The 21796-nt window shown below is 74.9% G+C and carries 17 protein-coding genes and 1 pseudogene; 13 read left to right on the top strand and 5 right to left on the bottom strand.

All coding sequences use genetic code 11. From position 1 onward, the window contains the following. Positions 1 to 57 precede the first annotated feature (57 nt). From pcaH to pcaD, 4 genes are read left to right on the top strand one after another with little or no spacing between them, the layout of a single operon-like run. Entirely contained in the window at positions 58 to 831 is a 774-nt protein-coding gene (gene pcaH / locus GA0115242_RS23325) for a protocatechuate 3,4-dioxygenase subunit beta (RefSeq protein ID WP_093831577.1), read from the top strand. Between the two features lie 5 nt (positions 832 to 836). Continuing rightward, complete coding sequence (gene pcaG, locus GA0115242_RS23320) at positions 837 to 1442, top strand: protocatechuate 3,4-dioxygenase subunit alpha (protein WP_093831575.1); 606 nt, start codon at positions 837 to 839, stop codon at positions 1440 to 1442. Further along, positions 1439 to 2770, top strand: coding sequence for a 3-carboxy-cis,cis-muconate cycloisomerase (pcaB, locus tag GA0115242_RS23315; RefSeq protein WP_093831573.1), 1332 nt, complete (start codon positions 1439 to 1441; stop codon positions 2768 to 2770). Before pcaG ends, pcaB begins: the two co-directional genes overlap by 4 nt. Beyond that, on the top strand, positions 2767 to 3900 hold the full coding sequence (gene pcaD, locus GA0115242_RS23310) for a bifunctional 3-oxoadipate enol-lactonase/4-carboxymuconolactone decarboxylase PcaDC (RefSeq protein ID WP_093831571.1): 1134 nt from the start codon (positions 2767 to 2769) through the stop codon (positions 3898 to 3900). Before pcaB ends, pcaD begins: the two co-directional genes overlap by 4 nt. Positions 3901 to 4153: 253 nt before the next feature. On the opposite strand, the pseudogene GA0115242_RS23305 reads toward pcaD, so the two are convergent. Next, positions 4154 to 6838 (bottom strand): annotated as a pseudogene (locus tag GA0115242_RS23305) (AAA family ATPase). A 181-nt stretch (positions 6839 to 7019) separates the two neighbouring features. Between GA0115242_RS23305 and GA0115242_RS23300 the strand changes: the two are divergent. Together GA0115242_RS23300 and GA0115242_RS23295 are read left to right on the top strand one after the other, a co-directional pair. Beyond that, positions 7020 to 8300 carry an MFS transporter gene (locus GA0115242_RS23300; protein ID WP_093831569.1) on the top strand — a complete coding sequence of 427 codons (1281 nt, stop codon included), beginning with the start codon at positions 7020 to 7022 and terminating at the stop codon, positions 8298 to 8300. A 60-nt stretch (positions 8301 to 8360) separates the two neighbouring features. Then, positions 8361 to 9551, top strand: a complete 1191-nt coding sequence (locus tag GA0115242_RS23295) for an anhydro-N-acetylmuramic acid kinase (RefSeq protein WP_093831567.1) — start codon at positions 8361 to 8363, stop codon at positions 9549 to 9551. 227 nt (positions 9552 to 9778) lie between these two features. On the opposite strand, the gene GA0115242_RS41830 is transcribed toward GA0115242_RS23295, so the two are convergent. Further along, a complete protein-coding gene (locus tag GA0115242_RS41830) occupies positions 9779 to 10039 on the bottom strand; it encodes a hypothetical protein (protein WP_237549259.1) in 261 nt (86 codons plus the stop codon). A 61-nt stretch (positions 10040 to 10100) separates the two neighbouring features. Between GA0115242_RS41830 and GA0115242_RS23285 the strand changes: the two genes are divergently transcribed. Next, complete coding sequence (locus GA0115242_RS23285; RefSeq protein ID WP_093831565.1) at positions 10101 to 11396, top strand: DUF2510 domain-containing protein; 1296 nt, start codon at positions 10101 to 10103, stop codon at positions 11394 to 11396. Between the two features lie 156 nt (positions 11397 to 11552). Here the strand turns inward: GA0115242_RS23285 and GA0115242_RS23280 are convergent, their stop codons facing one another. Further along, positions 11553 to 12167, bottom strand: a complete 615-nt coding sequence (locus tag GA0115242_RS23280; RefSeq protein ID WP_093831563.1) for a TetR/AcrR family transcriptional regulator — start codon at positions 12165 to 12167, stop codon at positions 11553 to 11555. Positions 12168 to 12512: 345 nt separating this feature from the next. On the opposite strand from GA0115242_RS23280, the gene GA0115242_RS23275 reads away from it, so the two are divergent. Continuing rightward, on the top strand, positions 12513 to 13325 hold the full coding sequence (locus tag GA0115242_RS23275) for a phosphatase PAP2 family protein (protein WP_093831561.1): 813 nt from the start codon (positions 12513 to 12515) through the stop codon (positions 13323 to 13325). Beyond that, a complete protein-coding gene (locus tag GA0115242_RS23270) occupies positions 13322 to 14326 on the top strand; it encodes a hypothetical protein (protein WP_093831559.1) in 1005 nt (334 codons plus the stop codon). Before GA0115242_RS23275 ends, GA0115242_RS23270 begins: the two co-directional genes overlap by 4 nt. 242 nt (positions 14327 to 14568) lie before the next feature. On the opposite strand, the gene GA0115242_RS23265 is transcribed toward GA0115242_RS23270, so the two are convergent. Both GA0115242_RS23265 and GA0115242_RS23260 read right to left on the bottom strand, forming a co-directional pair. Next, positions 14569 to 15393 (bottom strand): phospholipid scramblase-related protein, encoded by an 825-nt coding sequence (locus GA0115242_RS23265; protein ID WP_093831557.1) that lies wholly within the window; start codon positions 15391 to 15393, stop codon positions 14569 to 14571. Positions 15394 to 15458: 65 nt separating this feature from the next. Then, on the bottom strand, positions 15459 to 17510 hold the full coding sequence (locus tag GA0115242_RS23260; RefSeq protein ID WP_093831555.1) for a phosphocholine-specific phospholipase C: 2052 nt from the start codon (positions 17508 to 17510) through the stop codon (positions 15459 to 15461). Positions 17511 to 17882: 372 nt separating this feature from the next. On the opposite strand from GA0115242_RS23260, the gene GA0115242_RS23255 reads away from it, so the two are divergent. From GA0115242_RS23255 to GA0115242_RS23240, 4 genes are all read left to right on the top strand, one after another. Beyond that, a complete protein-coding gene (locus tag GA0115242_RS23255) occupies positions 17883 to 18887 on the top strand; it encodes a trypsin-like peptidase domain-containing protein (RefSeq protein ID WP_093831553.1) in 1005 nt (334 codons plus the stop codon). A 7-nt stretch (positions 18888 to 18894) separates the two neighbouring features. After that, complete coding sequence (locus GA0115242_RS23250) at positions 18895 to 20364, top strand: VMAP-C domain-containing protein (RefSeq protein ID WP_093831551.1); 1470 nt, start codon at positions 18895 to 18897, stop codon at positions 20362 to 20364. 83 nt (positions 20365 to 20447) lie between these two features. Beyond that, positions 20448 to 21563 (top strand): MoxR family ATPase, encoded by a 1116-nt coding sequence (locus GA0115242_RS23245; RefSeq protein ID WP_093831549.1) that lies wholly within the window; start codon positions 20448 to 20450, stop codon positions 21561 to 21563. Beyond that, a partial coding sequence (locus GA0115242_RS23240; RefSeq protein WP_141721727.1) for a hypothetical protein occupies positions 21560 to 21796 on the top strand: 237 nt, incomplete at its 3' end. The genes GA0115242_RS23245 and GA0115242_RS23240, both read left to right, overlap by 4 nt.

Here is a 21796-nt window from a genome sequence, read left to right as displayed (position 1 = left end):
CGGCGGCCGGTCCTGCCGCGCCCGCCGCGTGCCGTGCCCAGGAACCGGAAGGAAGCCATGCCCCTCACCCAGCAGGACATCGACGCCGAGATCGCGGCCGAGCACGCCGCCTACGCGCGGCGCGTCGCCGACGGCGCCCCGGTCGAGCACCATCCGCGCCGCGACTACGCCCCCTACCGCTCGTCCGCGCTGCGCCATCCGCGGCAGCCGCCGGTCACCATCGACGTGCGGCGGGACCCGGAGCTGGTGGAGCTGCGCTCGCCCGCGTTCGGCGAACGGGACCTCTCCGCGGTCGACGACGACCTCACCCGGCACCACCACGGCGAGCCCATCGGCGAGCGCATCACCGTCTCGGGCCGCCTCCTCGACCGTCAAGGACGTCCCGTCCGGGGCCAGTTGGTGGAGATCTGGCAGGCCAACGCGGCGGGCCGGTACGCCCACCGGCGCGAGCAGCACGACGCGCCCCTCGACCCGAACTTCACCGGGGTCGGCCGCACCCTCACCGGCCCCGACGGCTCGTACCGCTTCACGACCGTGCGGCCCGGTCCCTACCCGTGGCGCAACCACGTGGGCGCGTGGCGGCCCGCGCACATCCACTTCTCGCTGTTCGGCCCGGCGTTCACGCAGCGGCTCGTGACGCAGATGTACTTCCCGAACGACCCGCTGTTCCGCTACGACCCGATCCTCCAGTCGGTCACCGACGACGCGGCGAGGCAGCGGCTGGTCGCGGTGTACGACCACGGCCTCTCGGTACCGGAGTTCTCGCTCGGCTACCGGTGGGACATCGTGCTGGACGGCCCGGACGCCACCTGGATCGAGGAAGGACGCTGATCCGCATGACGACGACCGACCCCGGCGGCCCGGGGACCGCGCTGCCCACGCCGTCGCACACCGTGGGGCCGTTCTACGGGTACGCGCTGCCGTTCCCCGGCGGCGGTGACATCGCGCCCCTCGGCCACCCGGACACCCTCACCCTGCGCGGGTACGTGTACGACGGCGCGGGCGACCCGCTGCCCGACGCCTTCCTCGAACTCTGGGGGCCCGACCCCGCGGGCAACGTGCCGGACGTCGACGGCTCCCTGCGGCGCGACCAGGCGACCGGCGGCCATCTGGGGCGCAACGGCGTGGAGTTCACCGGCTGGGGCCGGGTCCAGACCGACGCCGACGGCCACTGGTACGCGCGGACGCTGCGGCCCGGGGCGCGCGGGCGCAGCGCGCCGTACGTGAGCGTGTGCGTGTTCGCGCGGGGGCTGCTCACGCACCTGTTCACCCGGATCTACCTGCCGGACGACGAGGCCGCGCTCGCCGCCGACCCGCTGCTGTCGCGGCTGCCGGACGCGCGGCGCGACACGCTGGTCGCGGCCCGGGAGAGGGACGGCGTCTACCGTTTCGACATCCGCCTTCAGGGCGAAGGCGAGACGGTCTTCCTGGAGTTCGCATGAGCGCTGACCCGTCAGGTCCCGGCCTGCTCGCCCCCGGCCTGGCCGGATCCCCCGTCGCGGCGGCGACCGGCGACACCGCGCAGCTCCAGGCGCTGCTGGACGCGGAGGCCGCCCTGACCCGGGCGCAGGCCGCGCTGGGTCTCGCCCCGGCCGAGGCCGCGGCGGCGGTGACCGGGGCGGCCGACGCCGGACGGTTCGACGCCGCCTCGCTCGCCCTGCGCGCGCGGGCCGCGGGCAACCCGGTGGTCCCGCTGGTGGCGGACCTGACGGAGGCGGTCGGCCCGGAGTCGGGTCCGTACGTGCACCGGGGCGCCACCAGCCAGGACATCATGGACACGGCGACGATGCTGGTCGCCGTCCGCGCCCTCGGCCCGGTCCTGGCCGACCTCGGCCGCGTCGAGCGGGCGCTCGCCCGGCTGGCCGCGGCGCACCGGGACACGCCCATGCCGGGCCGGACGCTCACCCAGCACGCCGTCCCGACGACGTTCGGGCTCAAGGCGGCCGGGTGGCGGTCCCTGGTGCTCGACGCCCGCGACCGGGTCACCGCGGTCCGGGACGCGCTGCCCGCGCAACTCGGCGGCGCGGCAGGCACGTTGGCCGCGTTCGAGGCGTACGGCGCCGAGGACCCGCCGGCGCTGACGGCCGCCTTCGCGCGGGAGACGGGGCTGCGGGAGCCCGCGCTGCCCTGGCACACCCTGCGCACGCCGGTCGCCGACCTCGCCGGGGCGCTCGCCTTCACGGCCGGGGCGCTGGGGAAGACGGCCGCCGACGTGCTCACCCTCACCAGGACGGAGATCGGCGAGGTCGCCGAGGGCGGCGGTGGCACCTCCTCGGCCATGCCGCACAAGGCGAACCCGGTCGGGTCCACCCTGGTCCTGGCCGCCGCCCGGCGGGCCCCGCAGCTCGCGGCGACGCTGTACGGCGCGCTGGTCGCCGAGGACGAGCGTCCGGCCGGTGCCTGGCACGCCGAGTGGGAGCCGCTGCGCGATCTGCTGCGGCTGGTCGGCGGGGCGGCCGGGTGCGCGGCCGACCTCACCGAGAACCTCCGGGTGGACGCGGACGCCATGCGCGAACACCTCTTCCTCACCCACGGGTTGATCGTGTCGGAGCGGCTCTCCGCCTTCCTCGCCCCGCTCCTGGGCCGGGCCCGCGCCAGGGCGCTGCTGTCGGAACTCGCCGCCCGCACCCGTACCGAGGGCCGCTCGCTGACCGACCTGCTGGCCGAACAACCGGAGTTGTCCGGCGTCGATCTCACCGAGGTCACCGACCCCGCCCGCGCCACCGGCGCCGCCGGGACCCTCACCGACCGTGCCCTGGAGCGACGTTGACCGGGAACCTGCTCGCCCACCGGGACGAGGGCGCCGCCGGGGCGCCCCCGCTGCTGCTCGGCCCCTCGCTGGGCACCTCGTCCGCCCTCTGGGACCGGGTGGCGCCCGAACTGTCGGTCACCCACCGGGTGGTGCGCTGGGACCTGCCGGGCCACGGCGGCTCCCCGGCCGGTCTGATCGGACCCGGCGCCACCGTCGCCGACCTCGCGGACCTGGTGCTCGCGCTCGCCGACGCGCTCGGCGTCGAGCGGTTCGGGTACGCGGGCGTCTCCCTCGGCGGCGCGGTGGGCCTGCACCTCGCGGTCCACCACCCCGGACGGCTGACCTCCCTCACCGCGATCTGCTCCTCCGCGCACTTCGGCGGCGAGGCCCCCTGGCGGGAGCGGGCCGAGCAGGTCAGGCGGGAGGGGCTCGGACGGCTGGTGGAGAGCGCGCAAGCCCGTTGGTTCGCCGGTGACTTCACCGTGCCCGGCCTGCTGCGGGACCACGCGGCGGCCGACCCGGCCGGGTACGCGGCCTGCTGCGACGCGCTCGCCGCCTTCGACCTGCGCGACCGGCTGGACACCGTGCGGACGCCGACCCTGCTGATCGCCGGACGCGAGGACCCCGCGACCCCGCCCGCGCACCTGCGGGAGATCGCCGACGCCGTGCCGGGCGCGGCCCTGGTGGAGATCCCGGGCGCCTCACACCTGGCGCCCGCGCAGTGCCCGGAGGCCGTCGTCGCCGCCCTGCGCGGCCACCTCGACGGGGTGGCCGGGCTCGGCACGCGGGTCAGGCGCGAGGTGCTCGGGGACGAGCGCGTGGACCGGGCGCGGGCCCGGCAGACGCCGTTCACCGCCCGCTTCCAGGACTTCATCTCCCGCTACGCCTGGGGCGAGATCTGGACCGACCCGACGCTGAGCCGCCGCGAGCGCAGCATGATCACGCTGACCGCCCTGGTCGCGCACGGCCACCACGACGAACTGGTCCTGCACGTACGGGCCGCGCTGCGCAACGGCCTCACGCCCGAGGAGATCGGCGCCGTCCTGCTCCAGACGGCCGTGTACTGCGGCGTCCCGGCGGCCAACGCGGCGTTCGCGACGGCCCAGCGGGTACTGGCCGAGGAACTGCGGGAGGACGACGGCGGGTGAGCCGGGGGCGGGGTGCCCGCGGTGCCGGAGGGTCGGGTCCGGGTCTGTCGGCCGCCCGTGTTGCCGGAGGGTCGGGTCCCGGTCCGTCGGCCGCCTGCGGTACCGGACGGTCGGCTCCCGGCCCATCAGCCACCAGCGGTACTGGACGGTCGGGTCCCGGACCGTCCGCCGCCGGCCACGCCGGACGGTCGGGTCCCGGTCCGTCGGTCGCCCGCCGCCCAGGACGCGCCACTCACCGGTCCGCCCTCCGGTGTCAGTCGGTCGGCTCCGTGTCCTCCAGGAGGCGGCGGGCCTGGGCGACCAGGCCGTCCGCGCCGCAGGAGCGGGCCAGGGTGAGGGCGCGGTTGATCTCGGCGACCGAGCGGGAGGCGATGCCGTACTCCAGGCGGGCCGCCGCGTGCTCGTACTGGCACGGTGACGATTCGAGGTAGGTGGCCGCCTGCGCGGCGAGCCGCACCGCGCGGGGTCCGGTCTCCAGGGCGGCGGCGCAGCGCAGTGCCTCGCCGATGGCGGTGTCCGTGCCGAACCGCTCGGCCCTGGCGCGCAGTTCGGTGGTGAGCCGGGCGGCGCGGACCGGGTCCACGGTGGCCAGCGCCTTGGCGAGGTCGGCGGCCCAGGGCACCAGCACCGGGTTGTGGTGACCGCGGGCGGTGGCCGCCTTCTCCGCCGCCTCCAGTTCGTTGACGGCCTCCTGGGTCCTGCCGACGGCGAGCAGCAGGCGGCCGCGGACCGAACGCGGGTCGGGCAGCACGATCGTCGACGGGTAGGGCGGGGCGAAGCCGTACCGTTCGGCGACCGTCCACGCCTCCTCGACGTGGCCGCGCGCCAGCAGGACGTCGACCAGGTTGCACGTCGCCGACCAGTACAACGGCAGTCCGCGACCGACGCGTTCGGCGAGCCGCAGGGATTCGCGCAGCGACGCCTCGGCCTCCCTGAGCCTGCCCCGCCTGCGGTGGCCGAGGCCCAGATAGGCGTGGGCCAGGGCGAGATGGCCGCCGCTCCAGCCCGCGGACTCGTAGGAGCGCAGGCTCTCGTTGAAGAGGGCCTCGGCGCGGTCGAGCCGGTCGGTGTAGGCGTAGGAGCTGGCGAGCATCATCAGCAGCTCGATGCCCCACTCGGTGTCGATCTAGCCGAGGCCGGGCGCGAGGCGGCCGTTGACGAGGGAGCGGTCGCAGAGTTCGACGACCTCCTCGGCGTTCTCGCCGTGGGTCATGGCGTCGAAGCCGCGCAGGATGAGCAGGGCGCGCTCGGAGTTGTCCCGTCCGGTGCAGGTGTCGGCGAGCCGGGCGAGCCGTTCGGAGCGGCCCGGGGTGCTGTTGTCGCCCGCGAACAGGCCCTCCCACATGAACTGCACGGCCTGGAGCCGCATCCGGTACGGGCCCTCCCCGTGCCGGGCGGCCTCCGCCTCGACGGTGTGCACGGCCTCGTCCAACTGGTCGTTGTGCAGCAGCGCCTGGGAGAGGCGGACCACGGCGTCGACCCGGGTCTCGGTGTCGAGGCCCGGCATGGCGAGCGCGGTCTGGAGGTGGCCGATGGTCCTGGCGGGCGCGGTGAGCAGGGTGGCGCAGCCGAGTTCGAACAGGACGAGGGCGTGCACCTCGTCGCGCGGCGGTTCCCGCAGGGCGCGTTCCAGGCAGCGCCTGGCGGCGTCCGGGGCGCCGACGGCGAGGTGTTCGCGGGCGGCCTCGCGGAGCTGCTCGACGAGTTCCTCGTCGTCGTCCGGGTGCACCTGGAGGAGGTGGCGGGAGGCCATCGCGGCGCCGAGCCCCGACTCGGTGACGACCTGGGCGGCGATGCCGTGCATCGCGGTGCGCAGGGCGTCCGGTATGGAGTTGTAGACGGCGCTGGCGATCAGCGGGTGCACGAACTCCAGTTCGCTGCCGACGGGTTGCTGGCTGGATTCGCTGACCTCGGTCAGGATGCGCGCGTTGCGCAGGAGTTCGGCGCAGCGCACGGCGGTCTCGTCGTCCAGGGTGGCGAGTTTGGCCACGAGGTCGACGGAGATGCCGTGGCCGAGGATGGCGGCGGCCCAGGCGAACCGGGTCGCGTCGATGCCGAGTTCCTCCAGGCGGGCGACGAGTCCGCCGCCGCGGGCCGCGCGGTTGAGGGCGCGCAGTTCGCAGGCGGAGCTCTCGGTCGGCTGCAACTCGCTCTCGCTGACCCGCGCCAGGAGTTCGACGGTGTCGTACGGGTTGCCGCCGGTGACGGCCCAGACCTCGCGGCAGAACGGCGCGTCGGCGTGGTCGCCCAGGGTGGCGCGGGTGAGTCCGGCGGTGGCGGCCGGGGTGAGGGCGCTCAGGACGGCGGTCGGAGCGTCCGCGGCGGCGGCGACGGAGTCGAGGTAGCGGGCGCCGTCGCCGCTGATCTCGCCGGGGCGGCGGGCGACCACGACCAGTACGGAGACGTCCTCCAGGCGCTCGCAGAACGCGGCGAGCCAGCGCAGCGTCTCCTCGTCGGCCCACTGCGCGTCGTCGATGAGCAGGACCAGCGGCCAGTCGCGCCGGGCGAGCCTGCGGACGGCGGCGACCAGGCCGTCGCAGACGCCCTGCGGGTCGGCCTGCCGGTCGCCGGGCTCGGCAATGCCGAGGGCGGGTCCCGCGATGTCGTACCAGTCGCCGAAGTACTCGCGGGCCTCCTCGGGCAGCAGCGAGACCAGCGCGGGCTGGAGCAGTTGGCGGACGACGTTGAACGGCACGGACCTGAGCGTCTCGCCGCCGCGGGCCGACCAGACCATGCAGCCCTGTCGTTCGGCCAGTCGGCGGACCTCGCCGAGGAGGGCGGTCTTGCCGATGCCCGCCTCACCGCGGATCAGCAGAAGACTGCCGGAGGTGGACTTGTCGGCGCACAGGTTCTCGATGGCCTGTACGACGGCGGCGACCTCCTCGTCGCGCTCCCACAGGGAGGCCGAGGCTGCCTCCGTGGGCCGTACCTCCGTCATCCCGTCACCTCCCGAAGTCGCCCGTTCGACGTACAGACCTTGAGCGTAGCCGCATGAATGCCGAAGTGGTGCCTGGTCCGGGTACCTGTTGCCGTGACGGGTGACGACGGTGTAGAGGCGGTCGGCGCCCGTGCCGACGGGCCGCCCGGCCGTGGGTGACACACCGTCAGGAGGTCCTGGTATGGCGTTGATTTCCGGACAGCGCGGGAGCGCGCGACGGTCCGGGGCGGTGCGGGCGCTGGCCGCGGGTTCGGTGGGCAACTTCGTCGAGTGGTACGAGTTCGGCGTCTACGGCTCCTTCGCGACGGTGATCGCGGAGCGCTTCTTCACGCCGGACGGCGGGAGCGCCGCGGAGGCGCTGGTGCGCACCTACGCGTCGTTCGGGCTCGCGTTCTTCTTCCGGCCGGTCGGGGCGGCCCTGTTCGGTCGTCTTGGCGACCGGATCGGCCGCCGCCCGGTGCTGATCCTGGTGATCTCGCTGATGACGGCGGCGACGGCGCTGATCGGCGTGCTGCCGACCTACGCGACGGCCGGAGCGGCGGCGCCGTGGCTGCTCACCTTCCTGCGGATCGTCCAAGGGCTCAGCGCCGGGGGCGAGTTCGGCGGCGCGGTGGCGGTGATGACGGAGTTCGCACCGCCCGGACGGCGCGGTCTGTACGGGTCGTGGCAGTCGTTCACCGTGGCGCTCGGGCTGCTCGCGGGCGCGGGGGTGGCGGCGCTGCTGGCCACGACCCTCACCCCGGCCCAACTCGGCGACTGGGGCTGGCGGGTGCCGTTCCTGCTGGCGCTGCCGGCGGGGTCGGCGGCGCTCCTGCTGCGGCTGCGGCTCGACGAGACCCCGGCCTTCAGGAAGGAGGCGGCGCTGACGAGGCCGTCGCGGCGGGCGCTGGCGGGCGCGATCGCGCTGGGCGCCGGGCGGGTCATGGGCTGGGCGGCGGCCGGGTACACCTTCCTCGTCGTGCTGCCCGGGTACCTCCAGGGCACGCTGGGCGCGAGCTTCCGCGCGGCGCTGCTCGCGACGGTCCTGGCCAACCTGGGGTTCGCGGCGGCGATCGTCCCCGCCGGGGCGCTCAGCGACCGGTTCGGGCGCAGGCCGGTGATGCTGACGGGCGCGCTCGGGGTGGTGGTCCTGGCCCTGCCGCTGCTGCGCCTCCTCCAGGACGACGGGACCCCGGCGGCGGTCAGGGGCGCGGCGGTGTGCGCGGCGGGCGCGGTGGTCGGCCTGATGGCGGGTCCCGGGCCCGCGATGCTGGCGGAACTCTTCCCGACCACCGTGCGCCACACCGGGCTCGGGCTCGCCTACGCCCTGTCGAACGCGGTCTTCTCGGGCTGCGCGGGCCTCGTCATCACGGAGGCGGTCCGCCGGACCGGGGACCCGGACATCCCGGCGTACTACGCGGCGGCGGCCTGCGCGGTGAGCGCGCTGGCCCTGCTCAAGCCTGGTGCAGGGAAGTCGAGTTGAGGAGGCGGACATGGAGTCGCGCAGGACGGTGGCCGAGGGACGGAAGGGCGGGGCGGGCGGGTGCGGGTGATCGGTCTGATGTCCGGGACGTCCTGTGACGGTGTCGACGCGGCGGCGGCCGACCTCGAACTGGTCGGGGACAGCCTGCTGCTGGAGCCGCTGGGCGCGTGGAGCGAGCCGTACGGGGACGAGGTGCGCACGTCGCTGGCCGCGGCGCTGCCGCCGGGGGCGGTCCCGCTGGGCCGGGTGTGCGCGCTCGACACGCTGATCGGGCAGGCGTTCGCGGCCGCCGCCGTCCGCGCCGACCGGGAACTGTGCGCGTCCGGGGCCGAGTTGGTGGCCTCGCACGGGCAGACGGTGTTCCACTGGGTGGAGTCGGGGCGGGTGCGCGGCACGCTCCAGCTCGGGCAGCCCGCCTGGATCGCCGAGGCGACCGGGCTGCCGGTGGTCGCCGACTTCCGGCCCCGGGACGTCGCGGCGGGCGGCCAGGGCGCCCCGCTGGTGAGCCTCGTCGACCGGCTGTGGCTGCGCGGGCGTCCCGGTGTCCCCGTCGCCCTCAACATCGGCGGGATCGCCAACCTGACCGCCCCGGACGGCACGGCCTTCGACACCGGGCCGGGGTGCGCGCTGACGGACGCGGCCGCGCGGCACTTCAGCGGTGGACGGGACGGCTGTGACGCGGAGGGCGCGCTGGCCGCCCGCGGCCGGGTCGACCCGGTGCTGCTGGAACGGCTGCTGGCGGAGCCCTACTACCGGCTCCCGGCGCCGCGGACGACCGGCAAGGAGCTGTTCCACCCGGGCTATCTGCGCGCGGCGCTCGCCGGTCACGGGGCGCTGCCGCCCGAGGACGTCCTCGCCACCCTCACCCGGCTGACGGCGGTGACGGTCGCGGACGCGGTCCTGGGCCTGCGGGCCACCGAGGTGATCGCGTCCGGCGGCGGCACCCGCAACCCCGTCCTCATGAGGGAGTTGGCGGGACTGCTGCCGGGGGTCGCCCTGCGCTCCTCGGACGAGCTGGGGCTCCCGTCCGACGCGAAGGAGGCGTACGCGTTCGCCGTCCTCGGCTTCCTGACCGCGCACGGCCTGCCGGGCACGGACCCGGCGAGCACCGGGGCACGCCACCCGAGCGTGCTGGGGTCGCTGACCCCGGGGCGGGACGGCCTGCGGCTGCCGCCCCGCCCCGAACGGGCGCCGGTACGGCTGGTGGTGGGAGGGGGCGCGAAGGCGGGACGCGACGGCGACCGCTCCTGAACCGACCGGCGCCCCGGCCGGGGACGGCGGGGTGGCCCCGGGGTCGGGTAGCGGGCGTGCGGTCAGGACCCCGGGGTCGGGTCGGCCGGGGCCGCACGCGAGGCTTCGATGCCGGATGCCAGATGCCGGATGCCGAAAGCGCGAAGCCGGATACGCGATGCCGGATGCGAGGTGCCTGATGTGAGGTGCCGGATACGAGATGCCTGATGCGAGGTGCCGGATGTCGGTCAGGGGGCGGGCGGGCCGGGGCGGAGGCGTTCGTGGAGGGCGCGCACGATCTCGTCCCTGGTGCCGTCGGGCACCCGGAGGTGTTGCGGCTGCCTCAGCAGCCCGAAGACGCGGGGGCCGCGCAGCTCCGCGGGCAGGTCCGCCGTCCGGGGCACCACGTGGAAGTGGACATGGGCGAACCCCTCGGCCTCGGCGAACTGCGCGACGTAGGTGGCGAGGGGCCGCGGACGGGAGCCACGGGCCGGGCCCGCGGGCGGCACGGGTGGCCGACCCGGGGGGGGCTCTCATCCCCCTTTCACAGACGCCTCATACGGTGGGGCCATGACGCAGGAGACTCCTCCCGGGTGGTATCCCGACCCCGGGCAGACGGATGACGGTCCCGCCGCCGAGCGCTGGTGGGACGGCAGGGCGTGGACGGAGCGGACCCGTCCGGCGGGTTCGGCCGCCGCATGGGGTCCCCCCGCGCAGGCGCAGGGCAAGGGCGAGGACCCGGCGGTCCCCTCCCCGGCCGACGGACCGCCGCCGGGTGACCGTCCGGCGACCGGACAGGGCACGGCCGCGGACCCGGCGGGCGGCGCCCCGGCGGCCGGACACGGCGCGTACGGCAATCCGGCCGACGGGTACCCGGCCGGTCCCCAACAGCCGCCGGGACAGGGCGCGTACGGGTATCCGGCGGCCGGGCAGGGCGCGTACGGGAACCCGGCGCCCGGACCCGGCGCGTACGGGGCTCCGGCGGGCGCGCAGGGTGCCTACGGGTACCCCTCGGGACACCCGGGCTACCCCGCGTACCCGGCGCAGCCGCCGGCCGCGCCCCGGCGCGGGCTGCGGACCGGGATCGCCGTCGGCGCCGCCGTGGTGGTGCTGGCCTGCATAGGCGTGGGGGTGTACGCGCTGACCGACGGCAACGGCTCGGGCGGCGACACCTCCTCCTCGCGGCCCGGCTCCGGCGGGCAGGGCGGCAGGCCCGGTGGACCGGAGGGCGGGCAGGGCGGCCCGTTCGGCGGTGACGGGGGCGCCGGTGGCGGCTCCGGTTCGGGCGGCGGGGACGGCGAGTCGCCCGTGCCCGGCCAGTCCGAGGCGCCGAAGATCGAGAGCGGCTCGGTGACCGACGCCGTCAGCGGCATCAGCATCCCGATCCCGGACGGCTGGTACGGGCAGCAGCTGAGCGTGGGCGCGCAGGTCAGCTCCAACGACACCTACAAGTGTCCCGGCGACACCTCCAAGTCCTGCACCAAGGGCGGCGCCTACTCCGCGCCCGCGCAGGCGCTGGGCACCGACGGCTCGACGGCCGAGGAGGTCGCCAAGGCCGACATCGCGGGCAACGCCGAGGACTCCTACGGCGGCAAGACGTACGGCGCGATCACCTCGCACGACGTCCTCGCGTCGAAGGCCGTCACGGTCGCCGGGCAGAAGGGGTACCTGGTCCGCTGGAAGGCCGTCACCAGCAAGGGCGACGACGGCTTCGTCCAGTCGCTGGCCTTCCCCGCGCCGTCGAACCCGCGGCTGATCGTGGTGGTGCGGTTCGGTGTCGACGCGAGCGAGAAGCAGAGCGTGATCGACGAGATCACCAAGGGCATCAAGGTGTCCTCGGGCGGCGGCGACGGCAAGACCGTCTGAGCCCCTTCGCGCGCCCCGCACGGCAGTCGGCCGGGCGGGGCGCCCCTCCGCTCAAGGGGAGCCCCACCCGGCCGGTGGGTGCGCGCCGCCCCCGTCCCCACGGTGCGGCGCGGCCGGGCCTCCGTCCAGTCATCCCGTGGACGGCGACCCGGGTCTTCAGGTGAGGCCGAGCGCCGGGAGCACGGCGGCCTCCACGAAGCGGACCAGGTACTCCGGATCGGCGTACTCGCCCTCCAGGACCGGCCTGACCCGCAGGACTCCGAACATCTGCGCGGGGACGTACTCCAGCGCCGGATGGTCGGCGGCCACCTCGCCGCGCTCCACGCCGCGCCGCAGGATCTCCCTGAGCGCCGCGATCTCCGGGTCGACGAGGGCCTCGCGCAGCGCCTGCTGCAACTCCCGGTCCTGCATGACGGCGTGACCGAGCGCCTGGAGCAGCCGGGTGTCCTTGCCCGACCACTCCCCCGCCGCCCGTGCCGCGCCGCGCAGGTCGTCCGCGAGCGAGCCGGTGTCGATGCCGGTGAAGCGGGCCTGCCGGGCCGAGCGCAGGGCGGCCGCGACGAACTGCGGCTTGGTCTTCCACTGGCGGTAGAGCGTCGACTTGCTGCACCTGGTGCTGGCGGCGACGCCCTCCATGGTGACGGAGTCGTATCCGCACTCGCGGACCTGTTCGAGCACGGCGTCGAAGAACTCCCGCTCACGCTCCGGCGTGATCTTGGAGCGGCGCGTGGCGGTGACCGTGTCCGGTCCGTCCGCAGCCTGCGACGTCATCGTGTCGTCTCCTCGCCGGTCTCAGGGGCCGGGGCCCGCCGTGCTGGTCCGCCGTCGGTCCATCGATACGCAAGTGTACCGGTACTGAATCGTATCGGTACACTCGCGTATCGGTACACTGTCGTATCGGAACGACGTCGTATCGATGCCCCGCGCACCGCCGACGCCCCCGCGGCACCACGGACCACCTGCACGACCACCCGCACAACCAGCAGCACCAGCAGCACCAGCAGCACCAGCAGCCGAACGATCAGCAACAGCCGCGCCACGTGCACACCCGCACGAGCAGCACCACACGCACCACCCGCACCACCATCAGCACCACGTCAGCGAAGGGGCCGGGGGATGAATGCCCGAACCGAGCCTGCAGAAGCGGGGTCCGGCGCGATAGCGCGGCCCCCGCTCGTCCGTGAACTCCTCCTGGTAGCAGGGCTGTTCCTCGTCTACAAGGTCGGCAGGCAGCTCGCCGCCGACCACACGGGCGAGGCGTTCCGCAACGCGCGCCACGTGTGGGACCTGGAACGCGCCCTGCGCCTGCCGGGCGAGGGCTCGGTCCAGTCGCTGCTGCTGCACGGCGTCCCTCTGACGCAGTCCGCGAACGTCTACTACGCCACCGTCCACTTCCCGGCGACCGTCGCCTTCCTGGTCTGGCTCTACCTGCGCCGCCCGGCGCACTACGTCTGGGCCCGCCGGGTGCTGGCCGCCGTCACCGCCGTCGCCCTGGTGCTGCATCTCACGTTCCCGCTCGCGCCGCCCCGGATGCTCGGGGCCACCGGTCTGATCGACACCGGGGCGGTCTTCGGACCGTCCGTCTACGGGCCCCCGAAGACCGATCACCTCGCCAACCAGTTCGCGGCGATGCCGTCGCTGCACTTCGGGTGGGCCCTGATGGTGGCGATCGGCCTGGTCCTGGCGACCCGTTCCCGGCTGCGCTGGCTGTGGCTGCTGCATCCGCTGCTCACGCTCGTGGTGATCGTCGGCACGGCGAACCACTACTGGCTCGACTGCCTCGCGGCGGCGGCCCTGCTCGGTCTGGCGCTCGCGGTGATCCGCGCGCCCGCCGCCGCGGTGACGGCTCCCCCGTCGCCGCCGGCCCGGCGCGGTCGGGGCGATCGCCGACCGGCCGACGCGGGCGTCCTGGTCGGGGCGGGCCGATGAGCGCCACCCTGGTCGCCGTCGCCCTCTCGCTCTGCTCGGCCGTCGCCTACGCGGCCGCGGCGGTCGCGCAGGAGCGGCTCGCCTCCCGCAACCCCGGCTCGGGACTGCTCGCGCTGCTCGGCTCCGCCGCCTGGTGGGGTTCGGTGCTGCTGAACGGCTCGGCCGCGCTGCTGCACGTGGTGGCGCTCAAGTACGGTCCGCTGACCGTGGTGCAGCCGCTGGGCGCGCTGACGCTGGTGGCCGCCGTGCCGCTGGGCGCGCGGATCGCCGGGCGGCGGGTCAGCAGCGTGGAGTGGCGGGGCACGGCGTTCACGCTGGCCGGGCTGGCGGCGATCCTGGTGACGGCGTCCGGCGCGGCGCCCGACGAGGTGCTTGGCACGCCGGAGGCGCTGATCCTGGCGGGCGCGACGGCGACCCTGATCGGCATGCTGGCCTGGCCGGGAGCCAAGCCGGGGCTGCGGCACGCGACCGGCTCGGGGGTCGCCTCCGGCGTCGCGTCGGCGCTCACCCAGACCGTGACGGTGGCCGCGACGGACCGCACGGGTCCGCTCATGACCTGGCAGGTGGTCGGGGTGACGCTGCTGGTGGCGGCGTTCGCGGCCGGCGGGCTGCTGCTGTCGCAGACCGCCTACCGGGGCGGTCTCGGCGCCCCGCTGGCCGTGGTGACGCTGGCCAACCCGGTCGCCGCCGCCGTGATCGGCCTGACCCTGCTCGGGGAGCGGCTGCGCGACGGCGCGGCGGGCGTCCTGCTCGCGCTGGTCGGCGCGGGACTGGCGACCTGGGGCGTACTGCTGCTGACCCGGGCGGCACCGGCGCCCGCCGGGGTCATGGGCGTCACGGACGACACGGGAGTCACGGACGTCACGGGAGTCACCGGGGGCACGGCGGTGGACGACGAGCACCCGGTGGCCGCCGTCCTGGCCCTGCGTCCCGGCTCGGCCTCCGCCGAACCGGCGCTGGCCCCCCGGCCCCAGGAACCCGGCCACCTCACACCGCTCTAGACACGACGGCCGGACCCGGGACCGCTTCTCGCGCGGAGGGGGGAGGAGAGTGCGGGGCACGGCGGCACCGGTCCCCGATCCGCCGCGCGGACCACGGACCGCGACCCGCCGTCCGACGGGACCACGGACCGCGCACCGCAGCCCGCCGTCCGACGCCCCCGGTGCGCCGCGCCGCCCACCTCTCGCGGCGCGCCCGCGTCCGCCCCCGTTCCGCCCCGCCCCGCCCCGCCCCGCCGTCAGGCTCAGCCGAAGCCGCGCGAGTCCTGCTTGAGGGCCGTGTCGACGGTCAGCGCCGTGGCGACGACCAGGCTCAGCAGCGGCTCGGGGAGCTGGTAGTGGATCTGCAGGACGTAGTTGTCCGCCGTGGTGAACATCGTCTTGGCGAGGCCCTCCCAGGTCTTGGTGATCCGGGCGACCTCGTTCTCGTCGTGGTCGACGATGGCGAAGTTCCAGGCCCGCCAGTTCTCCGCCTTGATCGCGCCGACCTGGCGGCCGTCCACGTTCATAGCGAAGTTGATCTTCCCGATCATGTTCTGCTGGACGATCTCGCCGACCGGCGTCCCGTCCGGACGGGTCACGACCACACGGGACTTGAAGAACTTCGCGGGGCGGGTCAGCAGCAGTTGCGGAGTGCCGTGGACGTCGCGGATCTCCAGCCGGTGGGTGAGGAACTGGTCGAGGCTGGAGACGAAGCGCAGCACCTTGCGCAGCGCGCTCTGGCCGACCTCGGTGACCGAGCCGATCGGGTTGCCGTTCTGATCCATGACCTTGTACTCGTTGGTCAGCTCGATCAGTTTGGCCTTCTGGTTGACCACCAGGACCGGTTCGGTGAAGACGGTGCCGCCGCCGGGGCCGCTGGGCGCGACCCCGGCCTGCCGCTGCACCTGTCCCTGCACCCGGGGGTCGGCCGCCGCGGGCTGCCGCGGGGGTATCTGCGGGGGCTGCTGGCCCGGCTGTTCGGGACTGGTGTGGTCGGTCCAGGCGGAGCCGTCCCAGTAACGCAAGGTCTTCGCGGCGCCGTGCGGGTCCGCGTACCAGCCTGCGGGAGTGTTCGATTGCGTGGTCACCGGCGCACACTACCCCGACACCATCGGTTTCCGGCCACCCCCGCAGATACGGCATTCATCACCCTTTACCGCGTGATGATCGCCGGATCGCTCACGCCGGGACGCCCGTTGTCGACATGTCCGGCGAATCGCCGCAGGTACCCGGCGTCGGCGTCGGAGGTGACGCTCAGGTCGTACCAGCGGTGGCTCGCCGTGAGGTCCACGGTGTGCCGGACGGTGGCGCCCGGCCGCACGGTGATGGTGCGCGACGGCAGTCCGTAGCCGCCGGTGAGGCGCAGAGTCGCCGTGCCGGAGCCCTTGTTGACGAGGGTGAGTTCGACGTCGTCGCCGAGGTGGCGGGCGGTGACCTCGGGCCCGGCGACCTTGTTCGGGCCCTTGAAGACGCGCAGGAACCCGTTGGGGCCGTGCACGGAGAGGTCGTAGGAGCCGCCGGAGTAGGCCGAGTTCCAGGCGTCCGCGAGGGTCTTGCCGGCCTCGGTCGTGTAGGTCCACGGCCCGTCGCCCCGGTTGCCCGAGGTGACCAGGAAGGCGGCGCCCGCCTGCGGTCCCGAGGCGAAGGAAAGGGTGAACTTGCCAGTGCCGGTGTCGGCCGAACCGTCCACGTACGGGGCGTACTTGAGGGCGCGGGCCGGTCGGCTGCCGGGTTCCTGGACGGGCAGGGCGCCGCGGGCGGGCGGGGTGGGGCGGTAGTCCGGGTGGCGGTCGCCGTCCGGCGGGCGGTAGCCGTCGGTGGCGGGCAGGGTGACCTTCCCGGTGTCGGCGCGGGAGAAGTCGAAGGCCGCCGTCAGGTCGCCGCAGACCGCCCGCCGCCAGGGCGAGATGTTCGGCTCGCGGACGCCGAAGCGGCGCTCCATGAACCGGATGATCGAGGTGTGGTCGAGGGTCTCGGACAGGACGTGGCCGCCCCTGGTCCACGGCGAGACGACGAGCATCGGCACCCGCTGGCCCAGTCCGTAGGGTCCGGCGACGGTGCTGCCCGCGCCCTTGAACACGTCGAGCCCGGCGTCGACCGTGGAGAGGCCCTGCGCGGCCGAGGCGGGCGGGAACGGCGGGATCTGGTGGTCGAAGAAGCCGTCGTTCTCGTCGTAGGTGATGAACAGGGCCGTCTTCGCCCACACCTTCGGGTCGGAGGTCAGCACGTCCAGGACCTGGGAGATGTACCAGGCGCCGTAGTTCGCGGGCCAGTTGGGGTGTTCGGTGAACGCCTCGGGGGCGGCGATCCACGAGATCTGCGGCAGGGTGCCGGCCGTGACGTCCGCCTTCAGCCGGTCGAAGTAGCCATCGCCCCGGCGGGCGTCCGTGCCGGTGCGGGCCTTGTCGTACAGCGGGTCGCCGGGCTTCGCGTTCCGGTACTGGTTGAAGTAGAGCAGCGAGTTGTCGCCGTAGTTGCCCCGGTAGGCGTCGGAGATCCAGCCCCAGCCGCCGGCCGCGTCGAGGCCGTCGCCGACGTCCTGGTAGATCTTCCAGGAGACGCCCGCCGCCTCCAGCCGCTCCGGGTACGTCGTCCAGCCGTACCCCGCCTCGTCGTTGCCCAGGACCGGGCCGCCGCCCTTGCCGTCGTTGCCGGTGTGCCCCGTCCACAGGTAGTAGCGGTTGGGGTCGGTGGAGCCGATGAACGAGCAGTGGTAGGAGTCGCAGACGGTGAAGGAGTCGGCGAGCGCGTAGTGGAACGGGATGTCGTCGCGGGTCAGGTGGGCCATCGTCGTGGAGCCCTTGGCGGGCACCCAGCGGTCGTACTTGCCGCCGTTGAAGGCCGCGTGGCCGTCGTTCCAGCCGTGCGGGAGGTCCTGGATGAAGGCCAGGCCGAGGTCGTCGGCGTCCGGGTGGAAGGGCAGGACGTCCTTCGCGCCGTCGGACTGGTGCCAGACCGAGGTGCCGTCGGGCCGGGTCACCGGGCGCGGGTCGCCGAAGCCGCGGACTCCGCGCAGCGAGCCGAAGTAGTGATCGAAGGAACGGTTCTCCTGCATCAGCACGACGATGTGCTCGACGTCCTCGATCGACCCCGTGCGGTGGTTCGCGGGGAGGGCGGCGGCGCGTTCGATGCTGCTGGACAGGGCCGTGAACGCCGTCGTCGCTCCCGCGAGTTGGAGAAAACGGCGCCGGTTGACCTCGGACATGGGCGGGTGCCTCTCATCCTGGGGGGAGGGATGGTCGGATCATGACGGAAGGTGCGCGGAGCGAGTGTTGCAAGAGCAACGAACGTCAGGGAAGGGCCGGGTGGCGCCGGTGTGAAACTCGTCGGTACGCGGGGTGTCCGCGACGGTCGCGCACGGACGCGGGACCCGGCCGTCCCGGGGCGTGCGCGGCGGCGTCCCGCCCGGTGCGGGGCCGGTCGGGACACGGCTCCCGGGGGGGCGCTCCGCCCGGCCCGGGGGCGGCCTGTCCACGCGCGTGGAGTGCATCACGTGACGACCGCCCGACTCACCCGTACACAAGGGCTTCGCTTCGGCTTACCCTGATTTTTCCGCACGGCTGACGAGGGGGACGACGTGGGGACTCGGAATGCCGCTGCCTCCGTGCCGCCGGGCGCGGCCACCTGGCGGGCCCGGATCCACGGCCGGGACGGCGGGGGCGTCGCGGGAGCCGGACTGCTGCTGACCGACCGTACGGTGCTCACCTGCGCGCACGTCGTCGAGGCCGCCCTCGGCCGGACGGAGGCCGACCGGGTGCCGGAGGGCACGCTGCGGGTGGGCTTCCCGGCCGCCGGGACCGGCGGCGAGGTCACGGCCCGGGTGGCGGCGGACGGCTGGCTGCGGCTGCCGCCCGCCCTCGACCTCGCGGTGCTGCGGCTGGCGGAGCCGCCACCGGGGTCCGTCACGGCCGCGCCGGTCGGCACCGGCGGCGCCGCGACCGGCACACCGGTCACCCTGTTCGGGCATCCGGCGTCCGTGCCGCACGGGCTGTGGGCGAGCGGACGGGTGACCGGACCGGGCGGGGCGCACCCGCGGTGGCGGCAGATCGACGGCCTGGACCTGGTCGGCGCGGCGGTGGAACGCGGCTTCAGCGGCGCCGGGGTGTGGGACCTCGACCGGGGCCTGGTGATCGGGGTCCTCGCCACCGTGCTGCTCGGCCGCCGCACCGGCCAGGCGGACGGCCCGCGGGTCTCCTGGATGATCCCGCTCGACGTCCTCGACCCGGCCCTGCTGCCGCCCGCCGCACCCGCCCGGAGCGCGGAACCCGCCGACGGCTGGACGGCGCCGCCGAGTGCGCTGTGGCCGCTGGTGGACCGGCTGCTGGCGATGGAGTCGTTCCGGCTGGACGCCGGGCCGCTGCTGCTCGGCCAGCTCCCCGCCGAGGTGGCCGCGGGCGTCACCCGCTCCGCCCATCCCCGGGTGCAGCTCTACCATCTGGTGGGCCGCTGCGGGGAGTTCGCGCAGGGTCCGGCCGCGCTGGTCCGCGCGGTGCGCTGGCTGGAGGGGGACACCCGCGCCGTCACGGAGTTCGTGGCGCAGGCCAGAGAGACCTGGCCGGACCGGCTGGCCGACGATGACTGAACCCCCCGTGCCCGATCCGGAGGCCTCCGCCGCGCTCGCGGACGCCCTGATGCGGGTCACGGTCCTGGACACGCTGGACGCCCGCAGGCTCTGTGTGCACGACGCCATGGACCGGCTTCGACTGCGCCTGTCCGTACCGGAGTTCGACAACAAGAAGATGCACATCGTGGCGATGCTGCGGGCCTTCGCCGAGGTGCCCGGGGGTCAGTGGCGGCTGGCTCTTGCGGTCGACCACCTCGCCCACCACGACCTGAACTCCCAGTACGCCCTCTCCCTCGTCGAACCGGTGCTGCCGCCGGTCCTCGACGACCCCGCCCGCGACGGCCTGCGGACCCTGCTCACCGGGCTGGACCGCACGACGGTCCCGCAGCTCCCGGCCGTCTACCAGCAGGCCGCGGGCGACCACTTCGGCCCGCTGCCGGAGACCGTGCACAGCGCCTGGGACGCGTATCAGCGGCTCGCCCTCACCAACCGCCCGGCCGAGGGCGCGCCGCGCACCGTGCTCTTCCTCCAGGGGCTGGCGATGGTCCTCGCACCGGAGCGCGGGGACGCGCTGCGCGCCTGGGTGAGCCGTCAGGTTCGCGGCACGGCGGCCGACCACCTCCAGGCGCAGCGGATCCTCGACGACTCCCGTGCGCACGCGGGCGGTTCGCCTCCCAAGTCGGTGCGCCCCGCCTACCTCCTGATCCGGCTGGCCCCGGCCACGGCGTCACCCGACCGGGTCGACATCAGCTGCTGGGCGAGCAGCGGGACGTCCTGGGAGCCGCGCAGGCGCGAGCAGTGCTCGGTCCCCGCGGCGGCCGTGCGTGCCCGGGTGGCGACGCTGATCGACCGCGAGGAGGCCCGGCTGCGCACCCATCGCGGCAGTCTCGTACTGGAGTTCATACTGCCGCTGTCGATGATGAACGAGCCGGTCGAGGAGTGGTCGCGGCACAGCGCCTTCGGTGAGAACCCGGTGTGGAGCGGCGGCCTGGGCGGTCCCCCGATCGGAGTGGACTACCGGGTGGTGGTGCGCAGCAAGGAGCGCATCGACGCACAGCAGTTGCACCGGATCTGGAACGCGCGCTGGGACGTGCTGTCGTCGGCCGGGCCGGGGGCCGCGACGCACCGGTGCGCCCGGGGTGACGGGGCGCGGGCCGAGTCGCTGTACGAACAGCTCAGCCGGGCCCCGCGGGTGGTCCTGATGACGCTGGGTTCCGCGCCCGACGACCACCACGGCAGACGGGAACTGCTGGTGGGTCTCCAGGCCGGTCTTCCGCTGCTGCTGTGGAGCCGCGGCGGCGGGTCCGCGGGGGCGTCCGCCGCGCTCCACGAGGACGTGTTGCAGGGGGACTTGGAGGAGGTTCTGGGGAGGCTGACGTCCTTGCGCTCCGCTCCCCATCCGGGGGACGATGACGCCGGGGGCTGCGGCCCCCGGCTCGCCGTGTTGTGGGACGACCCGAACCGGCTCCCGGAGATTCCGGAGCCTGTTGCCTGAGTGTGTGCGGACGCGGTTCCGAGCGGTCGGGGAGCGGTCGCCCGGTGGACCCCGCCAGGGTTTTGTGGGAGAGGGGGGTGGCTATGAGCGGCGGCGCATCGCGGGAGCCTCGGGGTGCCGAGGGCGCGTCCCGTCCCACGGGCCGGTCGGACGGCTGGTGGATCTACCGGGGTACCGGTGAACCCGACCTGGACGACCGCCTCATCGACCAGTTGCCGCCCCCGCCGCCGTGGCGGGACTTCGACGGCGGCCCCGTCGCGCCCGACCCCGTCCCGCGGGACGACGCGGAGATCCGCCGGCGTCTGGGCGCCCCCGGCGCGGGGGTGCGCGCGTCGTCCGCCGAGGAGACCGACCTGGTCAACGCGGCGCTGTTCCTGCGGCGTCCGCTGCTGGTCACCGGCCCGCCCGGGGTGGGCAAGTCCAGCCTGGCGCACCGGGTGAGCCGGGAGCTGGGCCTCGGCCGGGTGCTGCGCTGGACGGTCACCAGCAAGTCCACGCTGCGGGAGGGCCTGTACGCCTACGACGCGATCGGCCGGGTGCAGGAGGCGTCCGCCCGGGAGGCGCTGGACGCGGCGGACCCGTCCGGCGGCCCGAAACCGGGCACCGACCCGCACTCCCTCGGCGACTTCATCCAACTCGGGCCGCTGGGAACGGCGTTGCTGCCCCGCGAGACACCCCGGGTGCTGCTCGTGGACGAGTTCGACAAGGCCGACACCGACCTCGCGAACGACCTCCTCGGCGCGTTCGAGGACGGCGAGTTCCGCATCCCCGAACTGTCCCGGGTGCGGGCCAGGATGCCCGAGGTGGCGGTGCACACCGACGACCCGGACGGCACGCACGTGGTGCGCCACGGCCGGGTGCGCTGCCGCGCCTTCCCGTTCGTGGTGATCACCAGCAACGGCGAGCGCGCGCTGCCGCCCGCGTTCCTGCGGCGCTGTCTGACGCTGGAGATGCCGCCGCCCGACGCGGACCGGCTGGCGGAGATGCTGGCGGCGCAGTTCGCCGACGGGGACGGCGACGAACGCGCCCTGATGATCAGGGACTTCCTGTCCCGGGCGCTGACCGGCGGGACCTTGGCGGCGGACCAGTTGCTGAACGCCGAGTACCTGCGGCTGTCCCCGGGCGGCCCGGACGAGAGCGCGCTGAACGGTCTCCTGCACGCGCTGTGGCAACGGCTCGACGAAGTTGGTTCTGCATGACCTTGCCGCCCTCCCGCCGCGGCAGGGCGAGCAACGGCGGCGCGCCGACCGTCGCCTCGCGCGGGGAGGGCTGGGCGGAGCTGACCGCGCACGCGGCGGGTGAGGTGGTCTGGCTCGCCGTCCAGATCGACCGCAGGACCCGGGCCGCGCGCGCGGAGCGTCCGGGCGCCGCCGACCCGCCCGAGGAGGACCGGGCGGCCCCCCGCCCGTCCGGCGTCGGCCGCACCGCCGCC

This window comes from Streptomyces sp. SolWspMP-5a-2 (assembly GCF_900091845.1).
Classification (GTDB): domain Bacteria; phylum Actinomycetota; class Actinomycetes; order Streptomycetales; family Streptomycetaceae; genus Streptomyces; species Streptomyces doudnae.
The sequence above is the reverse complement of the archived record's forward strand: the minus strand, read 5'-3'. Positions and strand labels throughout refer to the sequence as shown.

What these genes read in the sequence shown, in the direction of transcription:
- pcaH (WP_093831577.1), top strand. Translation starts at nt 58, where the DNA reads ATGCCCCTCACCCAGCAGGACATCGACGCCGAGATCGCGGCCGAGCAC.
- pcaG (WP_093831575.1), top strand. Translation starts at nt 837, where the DNA reads ATGACGACGACCGACCCCGGCGGCCCGGGGACCGCGCTGCCCACGCCG.
- pcaB (WP_093831573.1), top strand. Translation starts at nt 1,439, where the DNA reads ATGAGCGCTGACCCGTCAGGTCCCGGCCTGCTCGCCCCCGGCCTGGCC.
- GA0115242_RS23300 (WP_093831569.1), top strand. Translation starts at nt 7,020, where the DNA reads ATGGCGTTGATTTCCGGACAGCGCGGGAGCGCGCGACGGTCCGGGGCG.
- GA0115242_RS23285 (WP_093831565.1), top strand. Translation starts at nt 10,101, where the DNA reads ATGACGCAGGAGACTCCTCCCGGGTGGTATCCCGACCCCGGGCAGACG.
- GA0115242_RS23280 (WP_093831563.1), bottom strand. Translation starts at nt 12,167, where the DNA reads ATGACGTCGCAGGCTGCGGACGGACCGGACACGGTCACCGCCACGCGC.
- GA0115242_RS23275 (WP_093831561.1), top strand. Translation starts at nt 12,513, where the DNA reads ATGAATGCCCGAACCGAGCCTGCAGAAGCGGGGTCCGGCGCGATAGCG.
- GA0115242_RS23270 (WP_093831559.1), top strand. Translation starts at nt 13,322, where the DNA reads ATGAGCGCCACCCTGGTCGCCGTCGCCCTCTCGCTCTGCTCGGCCGTC.
- GA0115242_RS23260 (WP_093831555.1), bottom strand. Translation starts at nt 17,510, where the DNA reads ATGTCCGAGGTCAACCGGCGCCGTTTTCTCCAACTCGCGGGAGCGACG.
- GA0115242_RS23245 (WP_093831549.1), top strand. Translation starts at nt 20,448, where the DNA reads ATGAGCGGCGGCGCATCGCGGGAGCCTCGGGGTGCCGAGGGCGCGTCC.